Source organism: Caulobacter sp. (assembly GCF_049283275.1).
In the GTDB taxonomy this organism is placed as follows: Bacteria; Pseudomonadota; Alphaproteobacteria; order Caulobacterales; family Caulobacteraceae; genus Caulobacter.
In genome coordinates this window covers 1-20,507 of record NZ_JBAPVS010000268.1, presented here as the reverse complement: position 1 = coordinate 20,507, position 20,507 = coordinate 1, and the positions used below count along the sequence as shown (strand labels likewise).

17 protein-coding genes and 1 pseudogene are annotated in these 20,507 nt (G+C 67.9%); 8 read left to right on the top strand and 10 right to left on the bottom strand.

What is annotated here, in order from left to right:
* Positions 1-50: 50 nt before the first annotated feature.
* Positions 51-668, top strand: coding sequence for a CC0125/CC1285 family lipoprotein (locus tag WAL33_RS15070; protein ID WP_422182334.1), 618 nt, complete (start codon positions 51-53; stop codon positions 666-668).
* A gap of 180 nt (positions 669-848) precedes the next feature.
* On the opposite strand, the gene WAL33_RS15065 is transcribed toward WAL33_RS15070, so the two are convergent.
* Positions 849-1,631, bottom strand: coding sequence for an SDR family NAD(P)-dependent oxidoreductase (locus WAL33_RS15065; protein ID WP_422182333.1), 783 nt, complete (start codon positions 1,629-1,631; stop codon positions 849-851).
* A 54-nt stretch (positions 1,632-1,685) separates the two neighbouring features.
* Here WAL33_RS15065 and WAL33_RS15060 point away from each other — a divergent pair, with 54 nt between their 5' ends.
* From WAL33_RS15060 to WAL33_RS15045, 4 genes and pseudogenes are all read left to right on the top strand, one after another.
* Entirely contained in the window at positions 1,686-2,108 is a 423-nt protein-coding gene (locus tag WAL33_RS15060) for a YkvA family protein (RefSeq protein WP_422182332.1), read from the top strand.
* A 23-nt stretch (positions 2,109-2,131) separates the two neighbouring features.
* Complete coding sequence (locus WAL33_RS15055) at positions 2,132-2,530, top strand: SRPBCC family protein (protein WP_422182331.1); 399 nt, start codon at positions 2,132-2,134, stop codon at positions 2,528-2,530.
* Positions 2,527-3,006, top strand: a complete 480-nt coding sequence (locus tag WAL33_RS15050; protein WP_422182330.1) for a GNAT family N-acetyltransferase — start codon at positions 2,527-2,529, stop codon at positions 3,004-3,006. The genes WAL33_RS15055 and WAL33_RS15050 overlap by 4 nt, the downstream gene beginning before the upstream one ends.
* A gap of 88 nt (positions 3,007-3,094) precedes the next feature.
* Positions 3,095-5,187, top strand: a pseudogene (locus WAL33_RS15045) (catalase).
* A 153-nt stretch (positions 5,188-5,340) separates the two neighbouring features.
* On the opposite strand, the gene WAL33_RS15040 reads toward WAL33_RS15045, so the two are convergent.
* The 9 genes from WAL33_RS15040 to WAL33_RS15000 form a co-directional block, all read right to left on the bottom strand.
* Entirely contained in the window at positions 5,341-6,960 is a 1,620-nt protein-coding gene (locus WAL33_RS15040; protein WP_422182329.1) for a long-chain fatty acid--CoA ligase, read from the bottom strand.
* 89 nt (positions 6,961-7,049) lie between these two features.
* A complete protein-coding gene (locus tag WAL33_RS15035; protein WP_422182328.1) occupies positions 7,050-8,957 on the bottom strand; it encodes a methyl-accepting chemotaxis protein in 1,908 nt (635 codons plus the stop codon).
* A gap of 101 nt (positions 8,958-9,058) precedes the next feature.
* Positions 9,059-10,111 carry a 3-isopropylmalate dehydrogenase gene (leuB, locus tag WAL33_RS15030; RefSeq protein ID WP_422182327.1) on the bottom strand — a complete coding sequence of 351 codons (1,053 nt, stop codon included), beginning with the start codon at positions 10,109-10,111 and terminating at the stop codon, positions 9,059-9,061.
* Positions 10,112-10,122: 11 nt separating this feature from the next.
* On the bottom strand, positions 10,123-10,425 hold the full coding sequence (locus tag WAL33_RS15025; RefSeq protein WP_422182326.1) for a putative quinol monooxygenase: 303 nt from the start codon (positions 10,423-10,425) through the stop codon (positions 10,123-10,125).
* Positions 10,425-11,033, bottom strand: coding sequence for a 3-isopropylmalate dehydratase small subunit (gene leuD / locus WAL33_RS15020; protein ID WP_422182325.1), 609 nt, complete (start codon positions 11,031-11,033; stop codon positions 10,425-10,427). The genes WAL33_RS15025 and leuD overlap by 1 nt, the downstream gene beginning before the upstream one ends.
* A complete protein-coding gene (gene leuC, locus WAL33_RS15015; RefSeq protein WP_422182324.1) occupies positions 11,033-12,475 on the bottom strand; it encodes a 3-isopropylmalate dehydratase large subunit in 1,443 nt (480 codons plus the stop codon). Before leuC ends, leuD begins: the two co-directional genes overlap by 1 nt.
* Before the next feature lie 511 nt (positions 12,476-12,986).
* The gene (gene rplS / locus WAL33_RS15010) at positions 12,987-13,376 is read right to left on the bottom strand and encodes a 50S ribosomal protein L19 (protein ID WP_422182323.1); all 390 of its coding nucleotides are present in this window, start codon (positions 13,374-13,376) and stop codon (positions 12,987-12,989) included.
* A 3-nt stretch (positions 13,377-13,379) separates the two neighbouring features.
* Positions 13,380-14,117: a tRNA (guanosine(37)-N1)-methyltransferase TrmD gene (gene trmD / locus WAL33_RS15005; protein WP_007668226.1), complete on the bottom strand. Its 738-nt coding sequence runs from the start codon at positions 14,115-14,117 to the stop codon at positions 13,380-13,382.
* Between the two features lie 33 nt (positions 14,118-14,150).
* Entirely contained in the window at positions 14,151-14,345 is a 195-nt protein-coding gene (locus WAL33_RS15000) for a hypothetical protein (protein ID WP_422182322.1), read from the bottom strand.
* A gap of 281 nt (positions 14,346-14,626) precedes the next feature.
* Here WAL33_RS15000 and WAL33_RS14995 point away from each other — a divergent pair, with 281 nt between their 5' ends.
* The 3 genes from WAL33_RS14995 to WAL33_RS14985 all read left to right on the top strand — a co-directional run.
* Positions 14,627-15,427, top strand: a complete 801-nt coding sequence (locus WAL33_RS14995; RefSeq protein ID WP_422182321.1) for an isocitrate lyase/PEP mutase family protein — start codon at positions 14,627-14,629, stop codon at positions 15,425-15,427.
* Positions 15,428-15,491: 64 nt separating this feature from the next.
* On the top strand, positions 15,492-18,413 hold the full coding sequence (gene polA, locus WAL33_RS14990; protein ID WP_422182320.1) for a DNA polymerase I: 2,922 nt from the start codon (positions 15,492-15,494) through the stop codon (positions 18,411-18,413).
* Positions 18,414-18,662: 249 nt separating this feature from the next.
* Positions 18,663-20,507 (top strand): methyl-accepting chemotaxis protein (locus WAL33_RS14985; RefSeq protein ID WP_422182319.1); only part of this gene is annotated, 1,845 nt, incomplete at its 3' end.

The window sequence follows — 20,507 nt, the reverse complement described above, 5'->3', positions numbered from 1 at the left end:
ACGGGACGAAACGAGTCTTTTCGCCGAGATTCCGAGTGAAGGAATGCGCCATGACTAAACCCAAGACCATGACCGGCAAGGCCGGATTGGTCGCGGCTGTGGCGCTCGCCGCCCTCCTGACGGCCTGCGCCACCGCAACCCCCTACCAGCCGAACGTCCGAGGCCAACAGGCCACGGGCGGATTCACCGATCTGCGGCTGGAGGGCGACCGCTACCGCGTGACCTTCTCGGGCAACAGCCTGACGTCGCGCGAGACCGTGGAGCGCTATCTGCTGTACCGGGCGGCCGAGGTCACCGTGCAGCAGGGCTTCGACTGGTTCGAGACCGCCGACCGTCGCACCGAGCGCGACGCCCGGACCGTCATCGACAGTGACCCCTTCAGCCGGCCGTTCGGCTATGGGCCGGGTTACGGCTATGGCGGCTACGGCTACTGGCGTCCGGCCTGGCGTTACTATGGCCCGGCCTACGGCGGCTGGCGCGCCTGGGATCCCTACTGGGGAGACCCCTTCTTCAATCGCGCCGAGGTCCGCACGATCGAGAAGTTCGAGGCCAGCGCCGAAATCCTGCTGCACAAGGGCGCCAAGCCCGCGGGCGACCCGCGGGCCTATGACGCTCGCGAGATCATGGCCAACCTGGCTCCGGTCATCCAACGACCCGTGCCGAAGTAGATTCCTTCTCCCCTTGCGGGAGAAGGTGTCGCGAAGCGACGGATGAGGGGTCGAAAGACCGAGCCGCCGCGATCAGCCGAGAGGCCGGTCGCGGCGGCTTTCGTTTGGGGACCCCTCATCCGACCCGCCGTGCGGGCCGCCTTCTCCCGCAAGGGGGGAAGGAAGCAGAGTTATGGAAACCTATCGCGGCGCCATGCGGATGCCGCCGTCCAGGCGCACGTCCTCGCCGTTGAAATAATCGTTGGTGATCATCGTCAGGGCCAGCTGGGCGTACTCCGCCGGATTGCCCAGGCGCTTGGGGAACGGCACCGAGGCCGCCAGGCCGGCCTTCACCGCTTCGGGCGCGCCGTTCATCAGCGGGGTGTTGAAGATGCCGGGCAGGATGCAGTTGACGCGGATGCCCTCGCTCATCAGGTCGCGGGCGATCGGCAGGGTCATGCCCACCACGCCGCCCTTGGACGCCGAATAGGCCGCCTGGCCCATCTGGCCGTCTTCCGCCGCCACGCTGGCGGTGTTGACGATCGCGCCGCGCAGGCCGTCTTCCAGCGGCTCCAGGTCCAGCATGCCCTTGGCCGACTTGGCGATGCAGCGGAACGTGCCGACCAGGTTGATCTGGATGATGCGGTCGAAGGCGTCGAGCGGGAAGTGCTTGGTCTCGCCGGTGGCCTTGTCGCGGCCGGCGGTCTTGGCCGCGTTGCCGGTGCCGGCGCAGTTGACCAGGATCCGCTCCTGGCCGTGGGCGGCGCGGGCCTTCTCGAAACCGGCGTCGACGTCGGCGTCCGAGGTGACGTTGACCTTGCAGAACACCCCGCCGATGGCCTTGGCCACGGCCTCTCCGGTGGCCTCGTTCATGTCGAAGATCGCGACCTTGACGCCCTGGGCGGCCAGGGCGCGAGCGGTGGCCTCGCCGAGGCCCGAAGCGCCCCCGGTGACGACGGCGGCGACGGTGCTATCAAGTTTCATGGACGTTTCCTCGCGGCTTGCGTTTAATTGAACCTTGAGGAGCGGTTTAACCCGATGAGCGCCGACACCAAACCATCCCCTGACGTCAACCCCGAGGCTAACGCCCGCGAGGTGCTGGACCCGGCCAAGGCCCTCGTGCCGGCCACGGTGAAGGTCAACGAGCAGCGGGTGGCGCGCGGCTTCTGGCCGAAAATCCGCAAGGTGGCGTCCAGGGTGCCGTTCGCGGCCGACGCCCTGTCGCTGTGGTGGTGCGCCCGGGATCCGACGACGCCGGTCGCCGCCAAGGGCATGATGCTGGCGGCCCTGGCCTATTTCGTGCTGCCGACCGACGCCATTCCCGATGTGCTGCCGGCCATCGGCTTCACCGACGACGCCGCGGTGATCGCCGCCCTGATCGCCATCGTCGGCAAGAACCTGAAGGCCCGCCACAAGGACCAGGCCAAGACCTTCCTGGCCAAGCTGGGCGCGGATGACTGACGCTTGGAGATAGGGCGGCCGCCATGACCCTGTTCGAGACCCGCTCGATCACCGTGTCGATCGCTCGTCCGGCCGCCGAGGTCTACGCCTTCGCCCATCGACCCGAGAGCTTCCCGAAATGGGCCGACGGCCTGGGTGCGGGCCTCACGCGCGACGGCGACCGCTGGATTGCCCAGGGCCCGGACGGCGACGTCCATGTGAGGTTTTCGCCGGAGAACGCTTACGGCGTGCTCGACCACTGGGTGACCCTGCCGGACCGGACGGAGCTGTCGATCCCGCTGCGGGTGGTCGCCAACGGTGATGGGGCCGAGGTGACCCTGACCCTGTTCCGCGTCCCGGGCATGGATGACGCCACGTTCCAGCGCGACCAGGGCATGGTCGCCAGGGACCTGGCCGCTCTGAAGGCGTTGCTGGAACGATGATCACCCTGCGCGCGCCCCGGCCCGGCGACTTCGGCTGGATCGTCCAGCGGCACGGTCTGCTCTACGCCCAGGAGCAGGGTTGGGACGCCCGGTTCGAGGGCGTGGTGGCTGGCGTGGTCGCCGACTACATCAAGACCTTCGACCCGGCCCGCGAGGCCTGCTGGATCGCCGAGCATCAGGGCGTTCCGGTCGGTTCGATCCTGCTGGCCCGTGAGAGCGACACGGTCGGCCGCCTGCGTCTGCTGCTGGTCGAGCCCTCGGCGCGGGGACTGGGCGTGGGCGACAGGCTGGTGACCGAGTGCATCGCGTTCGCCCGGCTGGCGGGCTACGCCGAGGTCGTGCTTTGGACCCAGAGCAACCTGCTGCCGGCCCGTCGCCTCTACGAGCGTGCGGGTTTCGTGCTGGAGGAAGTCTGGCCCTATGACGGCTTCGGCGACGGCCTGATTTCCGAAACCTGGCGGCTGGTGCTGTCTTAGGGGCGCCTTCCTTCGCCTTTCCGACATTGGAACGATCCGCTCAGCACCGGGTTTGGCCGTCACCCCGGGCGCATCAGGAGTGGCGGACATGGACAGCTTCAAGACCGACGTCGGCAATGGCGGCGAGACCCACCAGCACGTGCCGGAGAAGGGGCCGCACACGCCCGAGGGGCACCTGACCACCAACCAGGGCATCCGGGTTTCCGACAATCAGAACCAGCTGAAGAGCGGCGAGCGCGGGCCCGTGCTGCTGGAGGATTTCGTCCTTCGCGAAAAGATCTTCCATTTCGATCACGAGCGGATCCCCGAACGGATCGTCCACGCCCGCGGTTCGGCCGCCCACGGCTTCTTCGAGCTCTATGAGTCGCTGTCGGACCTGACCAAGGCTGACATCTTCCAGCGGGCGAGAAGACCCCGCTGTTCACCCGCTTCTCGACCGTGGCCGGCGGGGCCGGCAGCGTCGACACGCCCCGCGACGTGCGCGGCTTCGCGGTGAAGTTCTACACCAAGGAAGGCAACTGGGACCTAGTGGGCAACAACATTCCGGTGTTCTTCATCCAGGACGCCATCAAGTTCCCCGACTTGATCCATTCGGTGAAGATGGAGGCCGACCGCGGCTATCCGCAGGCCGCCAGCGCCCATGACACCTTCTGGGATTTCATCAGCCTGATGCCGGAAAGCACCCACATGATCATGTGGGCCATGAGCGACCGGACCATCCCGCGTTCCCTGCGGACCATGGAAGGCTTCGGCATCCATACTTTCCGGCTGGTCAACGCGGCCGGCAAGTCGACCTTCGTCAAGTTCCACTGGAAGCCCAAGCAGGGCGTGGCCTCGACGATCTGGGACGAGGCGGTGAAGATCGCCGGCGCCGATCCGGACTTCCAGCGCCGCGACCTGTTCGAAGCCATCCAGCGCGGTGACTTCCCCGAATGGGAGCTGGGGATCCAGACCTTCGACCAGGCCTTCGCCGACAGCCTGCCCTTCGACGTGCTGGACCCGACCAAGATCATTCCGGAAGAGGTGCTGCCCGTCCGCATCGTCGGCCGCATGGTGCTGGACCGCTGGCCGGACAATTTCTTCGCCGAGACCGAGCAGGTGGCCTTCTGCCCGGCCAATGTGCCGCCGGGCGTCGACTTCACCAACGATCCGCTGCTGCAGGGCCGGCTGTTCAGCTATCTGGACACCCAGAAGAGCCGGCTGGGCACGGCCAACTTCCACCAGATCCCGATCAACGCGCCCAAGTGCCCGGTGATGAACTTCCAGCGCGACGGGCAGATGCAGATGGCTGTCCCGAAGGGGCGGGCCAACTACGAGCCCAACAGCCTGGCCGAAACGGCTGGCGAGATCGGCGGACCGCGCGAATGTCCGATGACCGGGTTCACCACCTTCCAGACGGCCGACGGCGCCAACGAGCAGGGCGACAAGCTGCGGATCCGCCCCGAGAGCTTCGCCGACCACTACAGCCAGGCGCGATTGTTCTTCCGCTCGCTTGACCCTCACGAACAGGCCCACCTGGCCTCGGCCATTGTCTTCGAGCTGTCCAAGGTCGGCATCGAGGCGGTGCGGACGCGGATGATGTCCAACCTGGTCAATGTCGATCCGGACCTGGCCAAGCGGGTCGGGGCGGGGCTGAACATGCCCGTTCCCAAGGCCTCGAAGACGGCCGCGCCAGTGCAGGACCTGGAGCCGTCTCCGGCCCTGCGGATCGTCAACGGCCCGCGCGCGCCTAAGGACATCAAGGGCCACGTGATCGGCATCCTGATCGCCGACGGCTCGGACGCGGCGGCGGTCGACAAGCTGAAGAGCGCGATCATGAAGGCTGGGGCGGTCGCCAAGGTCATCGCGCCGAAGATCGGCGGGGCCAAGGGCGCGGACGGCACGCTGATCCCGGCCGACGGCCAGCTGGCTGGAACGCCGTCGGTGACGGTGGACGCCATCGCCCTGGTTCTGTCCGACACCGGCTGCGCGGCCCTGCTCAAGGAAGCCGCCGCCGTGCAGTTCGTGATGGACGCCTTCGGGCACTTGAAGGCGATCGGCGCGACCGACGCGGCCAAGCCGCTGATGGACAAGGCGGGGGTCGAGGCTGACGAGGGCGTGGTCGGACTGGGCGCCGACTTCATAACGGCGGCGGCCAAGCGGTTCTGGGATCGGGAGCCGAAGGTTCGGATGCTGGCGTAGGAGCGGCGGCTCACCCGCTTGCCCTCACCTGACCGCTTCGCGGTCTGTCCGCCCCCATAGGGAGCGGAGCCTTCGCGTCGACACTGGCGACAGCGCTCTTCCCCCTTTGGCGGAAGACGGCCGAAGGCCCGCAGGGGGCAAGTGCTAGCCGCACTACCCCATCAAATGCCCCCGCCAGGCTTCGCGCAGCACCTTCTTGTCGATCTTGCCCGTCGCCGTCAGCGGCACCGGCGTGAACACCACGTCATCCGGCGTCCACCACTTGACGATCCGAGGCGCCAGGTAGGCCAGCACCTCGGCCTTGCCCACCGACGCCCCCTCGTGGGCCTCGATGACCAGCAGCGGCCGCTCCTCCCACTTGGGATGGGGCACGCCGATCACGGCGGCGATCTTCACGCCCGGACAGCCGACGGCGATATTCTCCAGGTCGATCGAGCTGATCCATTCGCCGCCCGACTTGATGACGTCCTTCTGGCGGTCGGTGATCCGCATGAAGCCGTGCTCGTCGAGGGTGGCGATGTCGCCGGTGTCGAACCAGCCGTCATCCTGAGCCGCGTCGGCCTCCTGGCGGTAGTAGCGGCGCACCACCCAGGGACCGCGCACCTTCAGGGCGCCGGAGGTCTCGCCGTCGCGGGGCGTTTCAGCCCCGTCCTCGGTCTCGACCCGTAGCTCGATGCCGAACTGCAGTCGGCCCTGGCGAGTCCAGATCGCCTCGTTCATGGCGTCCTCGCCCAGGGCGGCCAGGGACGGGGTCGGGGTGGCGACCACGCCGATCGGGCAGGTCTCGGTCATGCCCCAGATCTGCAGCACGTCGACGCCGTATTGGGTCTTGAAGGTCTCGGCCATGGCGCGCGGCACGGCGCTGCCGCCGATCACGACACGCTTGAGGCTGTCGGGCCGCTGACCGGTCTGCGCCAGCCAGGCCAGGTACATGGTCCAGATGGTCGGCACCCCGCCGGTGAAGGTGACGCCCTCGCCCTGGATCAGCTCGTGCAGCGAGGCCCCGTCCATCTTGTCGGCCGGCAGCACCAGCTTGGAGCCGCAGATCGGGGCGGTGAAGGGCACGCCCCAGGCGGTGGCGTGGTAGAGGCTGGAGCACGGCATCACCACGTCGAAGGGGCTGAGGCCGAAGGCGCTGGCCAGGCCCCCGGCCATGGCGTGCAGCACCACGGCGCGATGCGAATAGAGCACGCCCTTGGGATCGCCCGTCGTACCCGAGGTGTAGCAGAGGAAGGCCCCGGCGTTCTCGTCCAAGGTCGGCCAGTCTAGGCTCTCGGCTTCGCCCGCGATCAGCGTTTCGTACGACATCGCCCCAACGCCCGCGTCATGGGTTCGCTGCGCGTCCGACAGCATGACGAAGGTCTTCACGGTGGTGAGTTGCGGCGCGAGGCGCGCCACCAGCTCGGCGAAGTTGCGGTCGAACAGCAGCACGCCGCTGGCGGCGTGGTTGATCGTGAAGACGATCTGCTCGTCCGACAGCCGGGGATTGGCGGTGTGCAGCACCGCGCCGATGCCGGGGACGGCGTAGAACAGCTCCAGATGCCGGTGGGTGTTCCAGGCCAGGGACGTGACCCGATCGCCCGACCGCACGCCCAGCCGCGCCAGGGCGTTGGCCGCCTGGGCCGCGCGGCGGGCCAGGCCCGCATAGTCGTAGCGCCAGATGGGCTCGTCGATCAGCCGGGAGACGATCTCGCGTCCGCCGTGGGCGCTGGCCGCGTAACGCAGGATCCCGCTCACCAGCAGCGGCGCGGTCTGCATCAGGCCGGGGATCATGGATGCTCCTCCCTTGTGATTTTGGGAGGAGCTTAGAACGGTCGGCTGGGATCGGCCAAATCTACTTGGCCTGCCAAATGGTGAGCCAGTTAGAACTCTTCCCAGGTGTCGGTCGCGATCGCGGCGTTGCCGTTGAAGGCGGCGGCGGCCCGGGTCTGGGCCTTGCGGGCCGGGCTGGCCGCCGGGCGGGAATCCGGGGTCGCCGCGGCCGGGCGGCCGGCCTCGCCGCCGACCTTGAAGCGGCCGACCAGGACTGCCAGTTCGCTGGCCTCGCCCTTCAGCGAGTGGGTGGCGGCGGTAGCCTGCTCGACCATCGCGGCGTTCTGCTGAACGACCTGATCCATCTGGTTCACGGCGATATTGACTTGGTGCAGGCCGGTCGACTGTTCCTGGGCCGAGGCCGCGATTTCCTTGACCAGGCCGTCGATCGAGGCGACCTGGTCGACGATGGCCTGCAGGGCCTGGCCGGTCTGGCCGACCAGGCTGACGCCGGTCCCGACCTGCTGGGTCGAGGTCGAGATCAGGGCCTTGATCTCCTTGGCCGCGTCGGCCGAGCGCTGGGCCAGGGCCCGGACTTCCTGGGCGACCACGGCGAAGCCGCGGCCCGCGTCGCCGGCCCGGGCGGCTTCGACCCCGGCGTTCAGCGCCAGCAGGTTGGTCTGGAAGGCGATCTCGTCGATCACGCCGATGATCTGGCTGACCTGGTTGGACGAGGTCTCGATTTCCGTCATGGCGCTGACGGCCTGGGCGACGATATGGCCCGACTTCTCGGCGCCGTTGCGCGCGTTGGCGACCAGGCCGGACACCTCGTTGGCGCCGGTGGCGGTCTTGCGCACCGTGGCGGTGATCTGTTCCAGGGCGGCGGCGGTCTCTTCCAGCGAAGCGGCTTGCTGCTCGGTTCGGCGCGACAGGTCGTCCGAGGCCGAGGCGATCTCCTCCGAGCCGGCGCGGATGCCGGCGGCGGCGGTGCTGATCCCGCGCAGGGCGTCCTGCACGCGCTCGGCGGCGGTGTTGAAATTGGCCTTCAGGCTCTCGGCCTTCGGCGAAAAGGGGATGGTGATCCGGTGGGTCAGGTCGCCGGCCGCCAGGCGGCCGAGGGCCTCGTTGAGCGCCCCGACATTGACCGCGTCGCTGCGCTCGACCTCGGCTTTCTCCTCGGCCACGGTGGCGCGCTCGGCCTCGGTCAGGCGGCGTTGCTCGACGGTCTCGCCCTCCAGCCGCGCCTTGGCGACGGCGGCGTCCTTGAAGCTGAGGAGGGCGTCGGCCATCAGACCGACCTCGTCCTTGCGGTCGTTGGCCGGGATCTCGACGCCGTTGTCGCCGTCGGCCAGGCGGCGCATGACGCCGGTCATCCGCGACACCGGCGCGCTGATCGTGCGCGACAGCAGCCAGCCCATCAGGCCGGCGATGGCCAGGGCGGCCAGGCCGCCGATCACCAGCGATCCGGTCGCCAGCTTCATGGCGGCCTTCTGTTCCTTGGCGCGGATGGTCACCCGTTCGACGGCGGCGTTGGACAGGTCGTCCTGCATGGCGCGCAGGTCGTCCATGCTCTTCCTGCCGATCAGCGCGGCGGCCTGGGTCTTGCCGGCCACCGGGTCCTTCATGGCCGCCAGGGTCGGTTCGGCGATGTCGCGGCGCCACTCGGCCATGCCGGTTCGCATGCGCTGGACGCGCTCCTTCTGGGCGACCTGGATGGTCTTGGCCTCGAAGGCGTCCAGCGCCTTGTCCAGTTCGGCGGCGTTGTCCTGGTAGGCCGCGGCGAAGCTCGCGTCGTCGCTGAGCACATAGGCGCGCAGCGCGTTCTGTTGCTCCAGCATCAGGCTCATCATGGTCTCGGCCTGGCCGGCCAGCACTAGGCTGCGCTGGCTGGAGGTCGAGGCCTTGTCGATGCTTTGCAGGCTGGTGAAGACGACGCTGGACGAGATCACGAAGGCCAGGATCAACGCGCTGAACGCGATCCCCAGCTTCGTGGAGATTTTCAGGTCCTGGAATCGCATCGCTTGCCCCGCGCGCCGCTGTTGGTGTCGATGCGCAGATTTCGGCGGGAACCATTAAGGTTACGTTGCGAGGACTATCAAATAACGTCAGTATTTCAATGTCATAGGTGCGACAATACGGCATCGCCCATCTTAACGGTCGTTAAAGACCCGCCGAGATCCCGCGTCCGCGCGCCGCCGTCGAGGGCCGCCTTGACCGCCGCCAGCAGGGCGTCGGCCGCGTCGGCGCGGTTCAGCGACCAGCGCAGGGCCATCTCGAACGACAGGATGGCGGCCAGCGGATTGGCCATGCCCTTGCCGGCGATGTCGGGGGCCGAACCGTGGATGGGTTCGTAGAGGCCCGGCTTGCCCGTCGCGCCCAGCGCCGCCGAGGGCAGCATGCCCAGCGAGCCGGTCAGCATGGCGGCGGCGTCCGACAGGATGTCGCCGAACAGGTTGTCGGTGACGATGACGTCGAACTGCTTGGGGGCGCGGACCAGCTGCATGGCGCAGTTGTCGGCCAGGATGTGCTCCAGCTGGACGTCGGCGTAGTCGCGAGCGTGCAGGTCGGTGACCACCTGCTTCCACAGCAGGCCGCTCTCCATGACGTTGGACTTCTCGGCCGAGGCCACGCGGTTGCCGCGGCCGCGGGCCAGCTCGAAAGCCACCCGGGCCACGCGCTCGATCTCGGCGGTGGTGTAGACCTGGGTGTCGACGCCGCGCTTCTGGCCGTTGCCGAGGTCTTCGATGCCACGGGGCTGGCCGAAATAGACGCCGCCCGTCAGTTCACGGACGAACATGATGTCCAGGCCCGAAACCAGCTCGCGCTTGAGGCTGGAGGCGTCGGCCAGGGCTTCGAAGCAATAGGCCGGGCGCAGGTTGGCGTAGACGTCCATCGCCTTGCGCAGGTTCAGCAGGCCGGCCTCGGGGCGCAGGTGGCGCGGGGCGTTGGCCCATTGCGGGCCGCCGACCGCGCCCATCAGCACCGCGTCGCTGGCCAGGGCGGCGTCGCGAACCTCGTCGGTCAGGGGCGTTCCGTGGGCGTCGTAGCTGGCGCCGCCATAGATCCGCTCCTCGATGTTCAGGTCGGGGGTAAGGGCGGCGGCCACCCGGCGCACCTGCGCGCAAACCTCGGGGCCGATCCCGTCGCCGGGCAGGAGCAGAAGCGTGGACATGGAGGCTCTCTTTAGATTTCGCGGTAGTCTGACACGTCGAACGACGACATGCGTCGGTCGTGGACGCCCAGTTGAGGGAAGCAGGCGCGCCAGGCGGCCATGTGCGGGCTGGCGCGGTGGAAGGCCAGGGCGTCTTCGTCGATGAAATGCTCGAACACCCGGATCAGGCCGGGATCCAGCGGGTCCTCGCTGAGCGCGTAGTCCAGGCAGCCCGGCTCGGACCGACTGCCCTCGACCTGGGCCTTCAGATGAGGGCGCAGATCGGCCAGGCGCTCGGGCGCGACGCGGATCGTGCCGGCCAAGACAACGGTCATCAGGCTTCCAGCCAGGGACGGTCCAGCGCCCGCTTGCTCTCGTAGACGTCGATGTCGGCGCCGTGCATCAGCGTCTCGCCGATGAAGTCCAGGCCCTTGAGCATCTTGTCCTTGCGCACCGGATCGATGTCGAAGTGGAAGCTCTTGCCCGAGGGCGAGATCACCGTCTGGGCTTCCAGATCGACGCTGACCATGTGGTTGCCGCCCTTGGCCTCGTCCATCAGCTGGGCGACTTCCTCGGGCTTCAGCACCACCGGCAGCAAGCCGTTGTTGAAGCAGTTGTTGTTGAAGATGTCGGCGAAGCTGGTCGAGATCACGCACATGATCCCGAAATCCATCAGGGCCCACGGGGCGTGTTCGCGCGAGCTGCCGCAGCCGAAGTTGTCGCCGGCGATCAGCACCGACGAGCCCTTGTACTCCGGCCGGTTCAGCACGAAGTCGGCGATCTCCTTGCCCTCGCCGTCGAAGCGGAAGTCGTAGAACAGGCCCTTGGCCAGGCCTTCGCGCTCGACGGTCTTGAGGAACTGCTTGGGGATGATCTGGTCGGTGTCGATGTTGGCTAGCGACAGCGGCGCCGCGCGGCCGTCCAGACGGGTGAAGGCCTGCATCAGACGGTCTCCTGCAGCAGGGTGCGCACATCGACCAAGTAGCCGGCGATCGCCGCCGCCGCCGCCATGGCCGGCGAGACCAGGTGGGTGCGGCCGGCGCGGCCCTGGCGGCCCTCGAAGTTGCGGTTGCTGGTCGAGGCGCAGCGCTCTTGCGGCTGCAGCTTGTCGGGGTTCATGGCCAGGCACATCGAGCAGCCCGGCTCGCGCCAATCAAAGCCCGCGGCCTTGAAGATGGCGTCCAGGCCTTCTTCCTCAGCCTGTTCCTTGACCAGGCCGGAGCCCGGCACGACCATCGCCTTGACGTGCGGGGCCACCAGGCGGCCGTGCAGGAAGGCTTCCTGCACCACGGCGGCGGCGGCGCGCATGTCCTCGATCCGGCTGTTGGTGCACGAGCCGATGAAGACGCGGTCGATGCGGGCTTCCGAGATCGGCTGGCCGGCGGTCAGGCCCATATAGTCCAGGGCCCGATGGGCGGCGGCGCGCTTGTCGGGGGTGGCGAAGCTTTCCGGATCGGGCACGTTGCCGGTCACTGGGATGACGTCCTCGGGCGAGGTGCCCCAGGTGACCATCGGGACCAAGGCCGAGCCGTCGATCACCACGGTGCGATCGAAATGGGCGTCCTCGTCGCTGACGAAGCCTTTCCAGTACGACAGCGCCATGTCCCAGGCCGCGCCCTTCGGGGCCGAGGGCTTGCCCTGGATATAGGCGAAGGTCTTGTCGTCCGGCGCCACCAGCCCGGCCTTGGCGCCGCCCTCGATGGTCAGGTTGCACAGGGTCATGCGGCCTTCCATCGACAGGTCGCGCACCACCTGGCCGGCGAACTCGATGACATAGCCGGTGCCGCCCGCCGTGCCGATCTCGCCGATCACGGCCAGGGCGACATCTTTCGCCGTGACGCCGGGACCCAGCTGGCCGTCGACGCGGACCAGCATGTTCCTGGCCTTCTCCTGGCGCAGGGTCTGGGTGGCCAGGACGTGCTCGACCTCGGACGTGCCGATGCCGTGGGCCAAGGCCCCGAAGGCGCCGTGGGTCGAGGTGTGGCTGTCGCCGCAGACGATGGTCATGCCCGGCTGGGTGCGGCCCTGCTCGGGGCCGACCACGTGGACGATCCCATTGCGGATGTCGCCCATCGGGAAGAACTCGATGCCGTTGTCCTGGACGTTGCGGGCCAGGGTCTTCAGCTGCAGGCGCGCTTCCTCGTCGGCCACGGCGTCGACGCCCAGGGCCTGGCCCTCGGTCGGGATGTTGTGATCGGCCACGGCGAGGGTGCGGTCAGGCCGGCGCACCTTGCGGCCGGCCGCGCGAAGCCCGGCGAAGGCCTGCGGGGTGGTGACCTCATGGATGAGGTGCAGGTCGATATAGAGGATCGCTTCGCCGTTGGTTTCGCTGACGACGTGGGCGTCCCAGATCTTGTCGTAGAGGGTCTTGCGTGCGCGGGTCATGATACCCGCGCATCTAGGCCCTGAGGGCGGGCGCGTAAAGCGAGGAAGCGCCGAAAATTCACGTTCGCCGGCGGGTGTGGCGATCAATCCTGCCCCAGAGGCGCCGCGTGCAGACGTTCTGACGCAGTTTCTTGCCTCGAGAACTAGTCCGGGGACATGCCCTTGCGGCGTGTCCCCATTTGCAAGCGCGGCGCTCCGGGAGAAGGGACACGCCGCAAGAGCATGTCCCCCGAAACGAAAAGAGGGCGCGCTCTGTGGCGCGCCCTCATATCGTTATTTCCTTCAGTGGCCATGACGCCGTTTCTGAAGAGGGCCACTCCCTTGCAAGGGGGCGGTCTGTAAGCCCGTCGCAGAGCGGTGGGGGTGCATCCACCAAACACCAAAGAACGGTGTTTTGTCAATATATCCGTGTGGTTGCACTGAAGCTGAGCTGTAGAACCCGCGCGACCGCCCAAAGAAAAAGGCCCCGGCGTTTCCGCCGGGGCCCCATTCGTTTCGCGGATCGCGAAGCCTATTCGGCGGTCTCGGTCTTGCGGACGTTCGAACGCTCGGCGATGCGGGCCGACTTACCGCGACGGTCGCGCAGGTAGTACAGCTTGGCGCGACGGACGACGCCGCGACGCTTAACTTCGATGCTTTCGATGCTCGGCGAGAGCAGCGGGAACAGACGTTCCACGCCTTCGCCGAACGAGATCTTGCGGACAGTGAAGCTCTCGTGCACGCCGCCGCCCGAACGGGCGATGCAGACGCCCTCATAGGCCTGGACGCGTTCGCGCTCGCCTTCCTTGATGCGGACGTTGACGCGCAGGGTGTCGCCCGGCTCGAACTCGGGGATGGCGCGGGCGGCCAGCAGACGCTGGGCTTCTTCGCGCTCGAGTTCCTTGATGATGTTAGCAGCCATAGTTCAATCTCCTTTGGGCTTACCCGTTTTCGGGCCGCCTTTTGCCTGTTGATTGGCGAGATGCGCTTCCCAGAGGTCTGGACGCCGCTCGCGGGTGGTCTCTTCACGCATACTGGTCCGCCACTGGGCCACCTTCTTGTGGTCGCCCGACAGCAGCACCTCGGGGATATCCAAACCTTCGAACGTCCGCGGTCGCGTGTACTGCGGATGCTCCAGGAGGCCGTCCTCGAAGCTTTCTTCCTGCGTGCTCTCGAAATTGCCCAGAACCCCTGGAGCCAATCGAACGCACGCCTCGATCACAACCATCGCCGCCGCCTCGCCACCGGCGAGGACCGCGTCTCCGACCGAGACCTCCTCGAACCCCCGGGCGTCGAGCACCCGCTGGTCCACCCCCTCGAAACGGCCGCACAGGACGATGACGCCCGGAGCCTTGGCCCATTCCTTGACGCGCGCCTGGGTCAGGGGCCGACCCCGGGCGCTCATGTACAAAAGCGGCCGCCCACCGACCTCCACGCTGTCGAGCGCGGCGGCGATGACGTCCGCTTTTAACACTGCTCCTACGCCGCCACCCGCGGGGGTGTCGTCGAGGAAGCCGCGCTTATCCTTGGAAAACCCCCGAATGTCCAGTGTTTCCAATCGCCACAGGTCCTGCTCCTTCCACGACGTGCCGATCAGCGAGACGCCGAGCGGGCCGGGAAAGGCCTCGGGAAACATGGTCAGGACGGTGGCGGTGAACGGCATGGGCGCTCCATAGCGCCCAAAGCCCCCAAAAATCTAGGTCAGGATGGTTTTGGGCAGGGGCTTGCCGGCTTCCGCGGGCATCAGCGGCGGGGTCAGTTTCACGGGTTCACTGGTCGGATCAGGCGCCGGGGCGACATGATGCACGGGGGCCACGGCCAGCACGGTGGCGGTGGTCAGGGTGGCGGCGGCGAGCGCCGCACCGACGCGGATCTTCTTCCATGAAACCATGGGCCGGGGTCTTCCTGTGTTTCGGGTCGTTCAATCCAAAGCCCGGGAAAGGGGGAGGTTCCCGTTTTTTCGACCATGGCGAACGTCTTGCCTCTAGGCGAGGCGATTGACCTCGCCAAGGCGGCAATACGACGCGCTGGCCGTATTTCGACGAACGCCGTCTTCGTGGGCAATCGCCGCCAAAGGGTGTCAGCAGCCAGTCATCAAGGTCCGATTTCCGCGAGACGACTAGGGCTGGATTGCTCAATAGTCCGGCCGCCAGATCCTTCGGAGCCGCCGCCATGACCACGTCCGCCGATCTTTTCCACGCCCTGCACGTCGGTCCGGACGTGCTGGTCCTTCCCAACGCCTGGGACGCGGCCAGCGCCGCCTTGATGGAGGACGCCGGAGCCAAGGCCGTGGCCACCTCCAGCGCCGCCGTGGCCTGGGCGCGCGGCTATGCCGACGGCGACGCCTTGCCGGTCTCGGCCCTGATCGACGTGATCGCCGGCGTCGCCCGGGTCATCAGGGTCCCGCTGACCGCCGACATCGAGGGCGGCTACACCGACGATCTGGCCGAGCTCGCCGAGACCATCAAGGCGGTGATCGGGGCCGGGGCGGTCGGGATCAATCTGGAGGACGGCCGGCGCGACCCGACGCTTCACGCCCGCAAGATCCAGACCGCTCGCGCCGCCGCCGACCAGGCTGGGGTGAACCTGTTCATCAACGCCCGCACCGACGTCTATCTGGCCAAGCTGGCCGAAGGCGAGCCCGCCCTGGCCGAGACCTTGCGGCGCGCGGCGCTCTATGCCGACGCCGGGGCCAGCGGGATCTTCGTGCCCCTGCCGGTCGAGGAGGACCTGCTGTCCCAGCTGGCCGCCGGGATCGCCCTGCCGCTCAACGCCATGGGCCGCCCCGGCATGCCTTCGGCCAAGCGCTTGGGAGCGCTGGGCGTGCGCCGCCTCAGCTCGGCCACCGGCCCGTTCCGCGCCGCCTACGGCGCGATGCTGGCGGCGACCCGGACCTATCTGGCCGACGGCGACACCACCGGCTATGCGGCTTCAGCCAAGGACCTGCCGGACTTGAACGCCCGGTTCGACTGAAGGCGGCGTCTTGGGTGTTCAGGGGGTGTTTCCGCCTCGCCCGTGACCGCCTATCTTCCCGGACATGACCGACACGCTCGCGCCCGATTCCGCCGCTCCCCCTCTTCCGACCGAGGCGGAAGCTGACCGTCCCCTGACCCAGGACGGCCCGGCCGTGCGGCTGTTCCTGGTGGACGGCTCGGCCTATCTGTTCCGCGCCTACCACGCCCTGCCGCCGCTGACCCGCAAGAGCGACGGCCTGCCGGTGGGCGCGGTCCAGGGCTTCTGCAACATGTTGTGGAAGCTGATGCGCGACATGCAGGGCGACGCGCCGACCCACCTGGCGGTGATCTGGGACCATTCGGAAAAGACGTTCCGCAACACCCTCTACGACAAGTACAAGGCCCACCGCCCGCCGCCGCCCGAGGACCTGATCCCGCAGTTCCCGCTGGTGCGCGAGGCGACCCGCGCGTTCGGCGTGCCGGCCATCGAGCTGCCCGGCTACGAGGCCGACGACCTGATCGCCGCCTATGCCTGCAAGGTCCGCGACCTGGGTGGCGAGGCGGTGATCGTCTCGTCCGACAAGGACCTGATGCAGCTGGTCGGCGAGGGCGTTTCGATGTTCGACCCGATGAAGGGCCTGCGCATCGACCGCGAGCAGGTGTTCGAGAAGTTCGGCGTCTATCCCGAGCGGGTGGTCGACGTGCAATCGCTGTGCGGCGACAGCGTCGACAACGTTCCCGGCGCCCCGGGCATCGGCATCAAGACCGCCGCCCAGCTGATCAACGAATACGGCGACCTCGACACGCTGCTGGCGCGGGCCGGCGAGATCAAGCAGCCCAAGCGCCGCGAGACCCTGATCGAGTTCGCCGACCAGATCCGCCTGTCGCGCCAGCTGGTCCAGCTGGACTGCGACACGCCTCTGCCCGAGCCGATCGACGATCTGGTGGTGCGCGAGCCGGACAAGCAGGTGCTGGCCGACTTCCTGGAGCTGATGGAGTTCCGTTCGCTGGCTCGCCGGGTCGGCGACGGCAACGCCTCGGCCTCTCCGCGCACGCTGGACCGCCCCGCCGCTACGCCGACCGCGCCGGTGCTCGGCGTTTCCTATATGGGCGCGGCCGCCCGCGCCGCCGCCAATCCGGTCGCCCAGCCGGTCAGCATCGACACCGCCGCCTATGTCCGCATCCAGGATCTGGAGACCCTGAACGCCTGGGTCGCCAAGGCCACCGCCAAGGGGATCGTCGCCTTCGACACCGAGACCGACGCTCTGTCGTCGGCCACCGCCGGCCTGTGCGGCGTGTCGCTGGCCATTTCGCCGGGCGAGGCCTGCTATATCCCGGTCGGCCACTGCGAGAAGGACGGCCTGGCCCTGGAGGCCGCCGCCGACCTGGTCCAGATCCCGCTCGACCAGGCGATCGCCGCGCTGAAGCCGCTGCTGGAAGATCCGGCGGTGCTGAAGGTGGCTCAGAACGCCAAGTACGACATCGCCGTCCTGGCCCGCCACGGGATCCAGGTGGGTCCGATCGAGGACACCATGCTGATCAGCTACGTGCTGGAGGCGGGGCTGCATGGCCACGGCATGGACGAGCTGTCGGAGCTGCACCTGGGCCACAAGCCCATTCCGTTCAAGCAGGTCGCGGGCAGCGGCAAGAGCCAGATCAGCTTCAAGCACGTGACCTTGGACCAGGCCACCGCCTACGCCGCCGAGGACGCCGACGTCACCCTGCGGCTCTATCATGTGCTCAAGCCCCGCCTGGCCGCCGAAGGCCTGCTGACGGTCTATGAGACCCTGGAACGCCCGCTGCCCACCGTGTTGGCGGCCATGGAGAACGACGGCATCCGCGTCGACCCCGAGACCCTGCGGCGGCTATCCAACGAGTTCTCCATGCGCATGGCCCAGTTCGAGGCCCGGGCCCAGGAGCTGGTCGGGCGTCCGTTCAACCTGGGCAGCCCCAAGCAGATCGGCGACGTGCTGTTCGGCGAAATGGCCCTGAAGGGCGGCAAGAAGACCGCCACCGGCCAATGGTCGACCGACAGCGACGTGCTGGAAGCCCTGGCCAACGAGCACGAACTGCCGCGCGTGCTGCTCGACTGGCGCCAGCTCTCGAAGCTTAAGGGCACCTATACCGAGAACCTGATCGCGGCGATCGCGCCGGGCGGCGGCAACCGGGTGCACACCTCCTACGCCCTGGCCTCGACCACCACCGGCCGACTGTCGTCGTCCGACCCCAACCTGCAGAACATCCCGATCCGCACCGAAGAAGGCCGCAAGATCCGCAAGGCCTTCGTGGCCGCGCCGGGCAAGGTGCTGATCAGCGCCGACTACAGCCAGATCGAACTGCGCCTGCTGGCCCATATCGGCGACATCCCCCAGTTGAAGAAGGCCTTCCAGGAAGGTTTGGACATCCACGCCATGACCGCGTCGGAGATGTTCAACGTGCCGATCGAGGGCATGCCGTCGGAAGTGCGCCGCCGGGCCAAGGCGATCAATTTCGGCATTGTCTACGGCATCAGCGCGTTCGGCCTGGCCAACCAGCTGTCGATCCCGCAGGGCGAGGCGGGGGCCTATATCAAGACCTATTTCGAGCGTTTCCCCGGCATCCAGGCCTATATGGAGGCGACCAAGGCCTTCGTACGCGAGCACGGCTATGTCACCACCATCTTCGGACGGAAGATCAACATCCCCGACATCGGCGGCAAGTCGGTGGCCCACCGGCAGTTCGCCGAGCGGGCGGCGATCAACGCCCCGATCCAGGGCGCGGCGGCCGACGTCATGCGTCGGGCCATGATCCGCATGCCGGGGGCGCTGAAGGCGGCGGGGCTGTCGTCGCGGATGCTGCTGCAGGTGCACGATGAACTGGTCTTCGAGGCGCCCGAAGCCGAAGCCCAGGCCACGATCGATGTCGCCCGCGAGATCATGCAGGGCGCGGCCGAGCCCGCCGTGGCGATCACGGTGCCTCTGACGGTCGAGGCGCGGGCCGCCGCGAACTGGGACGAGGCGCACTGAGGGGCCCCTGGCGCCCCGCGACGGAAGGCTCCTCACCCCCTTATGCGTCAATCTTCGATGACGATAATTGGCAAAACGTTGTTATTGTTGAGGAATGGATTTTGACGGTGCGACGTTGCGTCACAGCACGGTTAATGTCGCCGAAACCTTGCAGCGCTCATGAGTTGATCGTGCGACGCGTATTCCTGGCTGCAATTTAACGATCGCGGCCCATGGGGTTTGCGTCGCGGTCCCATTTGGAGCGCGACTATGAAGTTTGGTGACCTGAAAATTCCGCACAAGCTGTTGGCGGTTTTCGCGGTGATGCTCACCACCATCGCAATCATGGGCCTGGCGCTCTTCATCAACCAGATGGAATTCGAAGGCTCGGTCCAACGCACCGAGCGCGCACACCAGGCGCTGCGCGCCGCCGACACCGCCGCCTTCCGCCTGACCCGTCAGGAAAACTCGCTGCGGGGCTTCCTGCTCTCTGGCGACGAATATTACGTCAAGCGGTTGGAAGAGGCCCACAAGCCCAAGTTCCTGGCCGCCGTCGAAGAACTGCGCACCCTGGCCAACGGCGACGAAGCCAAGCTGGCCCAGATCAACGCCGTCGGCGCGGCCTATGCCGACTACCGCAAGGCGGCCATTGAGCCTGGCGAGATCCTGGCGCGCGACCCGGCCACCCATCAGCAGGCCGTCGACTTGGTCAAGCATGACGGCATCGCAGACCAGACCGTCTCGGTGGTCGAGGATTCCATCGAAGTGATCGTCAAGGACGCCGAAGCCGTCGTCGCCGCCGAGGCCGCCGCCCAGCGAAAGTCGTCGCTGGAAGCGAGCCTGACCCTGATGATCGGCACCGCCATCGCCATCGCCATCGCCTTCGGCGGCGGACTGCTGCTGTCGGGCGCCATCGCCGCACCGGTACAGGCCATGACGGCGGCCATGCGCCGCCTGGCCTCGGGCGACAACGGGATCGACATTCCGGCCACCGGCCGCAAGGACGAGATCGGCCAGATGGCCGCCGCCGTCGGCACCTTCAAGGAAGCCGCCCTGGCCAAGATTCGCCTGGAAGCCGCCGCCGAACAGACTCGCCTGGCGGCCGAAAGCGAGCGCGCCGCCAATGACGACGAGCGGCGCGTGGTCGCCGCCGAGCAGAGCGCGGTGGTCGACGTGCTGGCCGCGAACCTGGCGCGCCTGGCCCAGGGCGACCTGACCTGCGACATCGAGGCTGAATTCACCGGCCGCTATCGCCAGCTGCGCGCGGACTTCAACCTGGCGGTCGAAAAGCTGCGCGAAGCCATGGGGGCGATCATCGCCTCCACCAACGGCGTCCGCAGCGGCTCCGACGAGATCGCCGACGCCTCCGACAGCCTGGCGCGCCGCACCGAGCAGCAGGCCGCCAGCCTGGAGGAGACCGCCGCCGCGCTCGACCAGATCACCGCCACCGTGCGCAAGACCGCGTCGGGCGCCAAGGAGGCGTCCTCCGTGGTCGCCACCGCCCGCACCGACGCCGAGGAGTCGGGCCGGATCGTCAGTCAGGCGGTCCAGGCCATGACCGAGATCGAAACCTCGTCGGCCCAGGTCAGCCAGATCATCGGCGTGATCGACGAGATCGCCTTCCAGACCAACCTGCTGGCCCTGAACGCCGGCGTCGAGGCGGCTCGCGCCGGTGACGCCGGCCGCGGCTTCGCGGTCGTGGCTCAGGAAGTCCGGGCCCTGGCCCAGCGCTCGGCCGAAGCCGCCAAGGAGATCAAGACCCTGATCTCGACATCCGCCCAGCAGGTCGGCGCCGGCGTCGATCTGGTCGGCCAGACCGGCCAGGCCTTGCAGCGCATCGTCACCCAGGTCGCCTCGATCGACGAGCTGGTCACCGAGATCGCCGCCTCGGCGGTGGAGCAGTCGACGGGCCTGCACGAGGTCAACAACGCCGTGAACCAGATGGACCAGGTGGTGCAGCAGAACGCCGCCATGGTCGAGGAGGCGACGGCGGCCAGCCATTCGCTGAAGAACGAGGCCAACCAGCTGGCGGCCCTGGTCGACCGCTTCCAGGTCGGCGGGACGTCCGCGGCGGCCCCGGCCAAGCGCGCGCCCGCCGCGCGTTCGGCCCCGGCC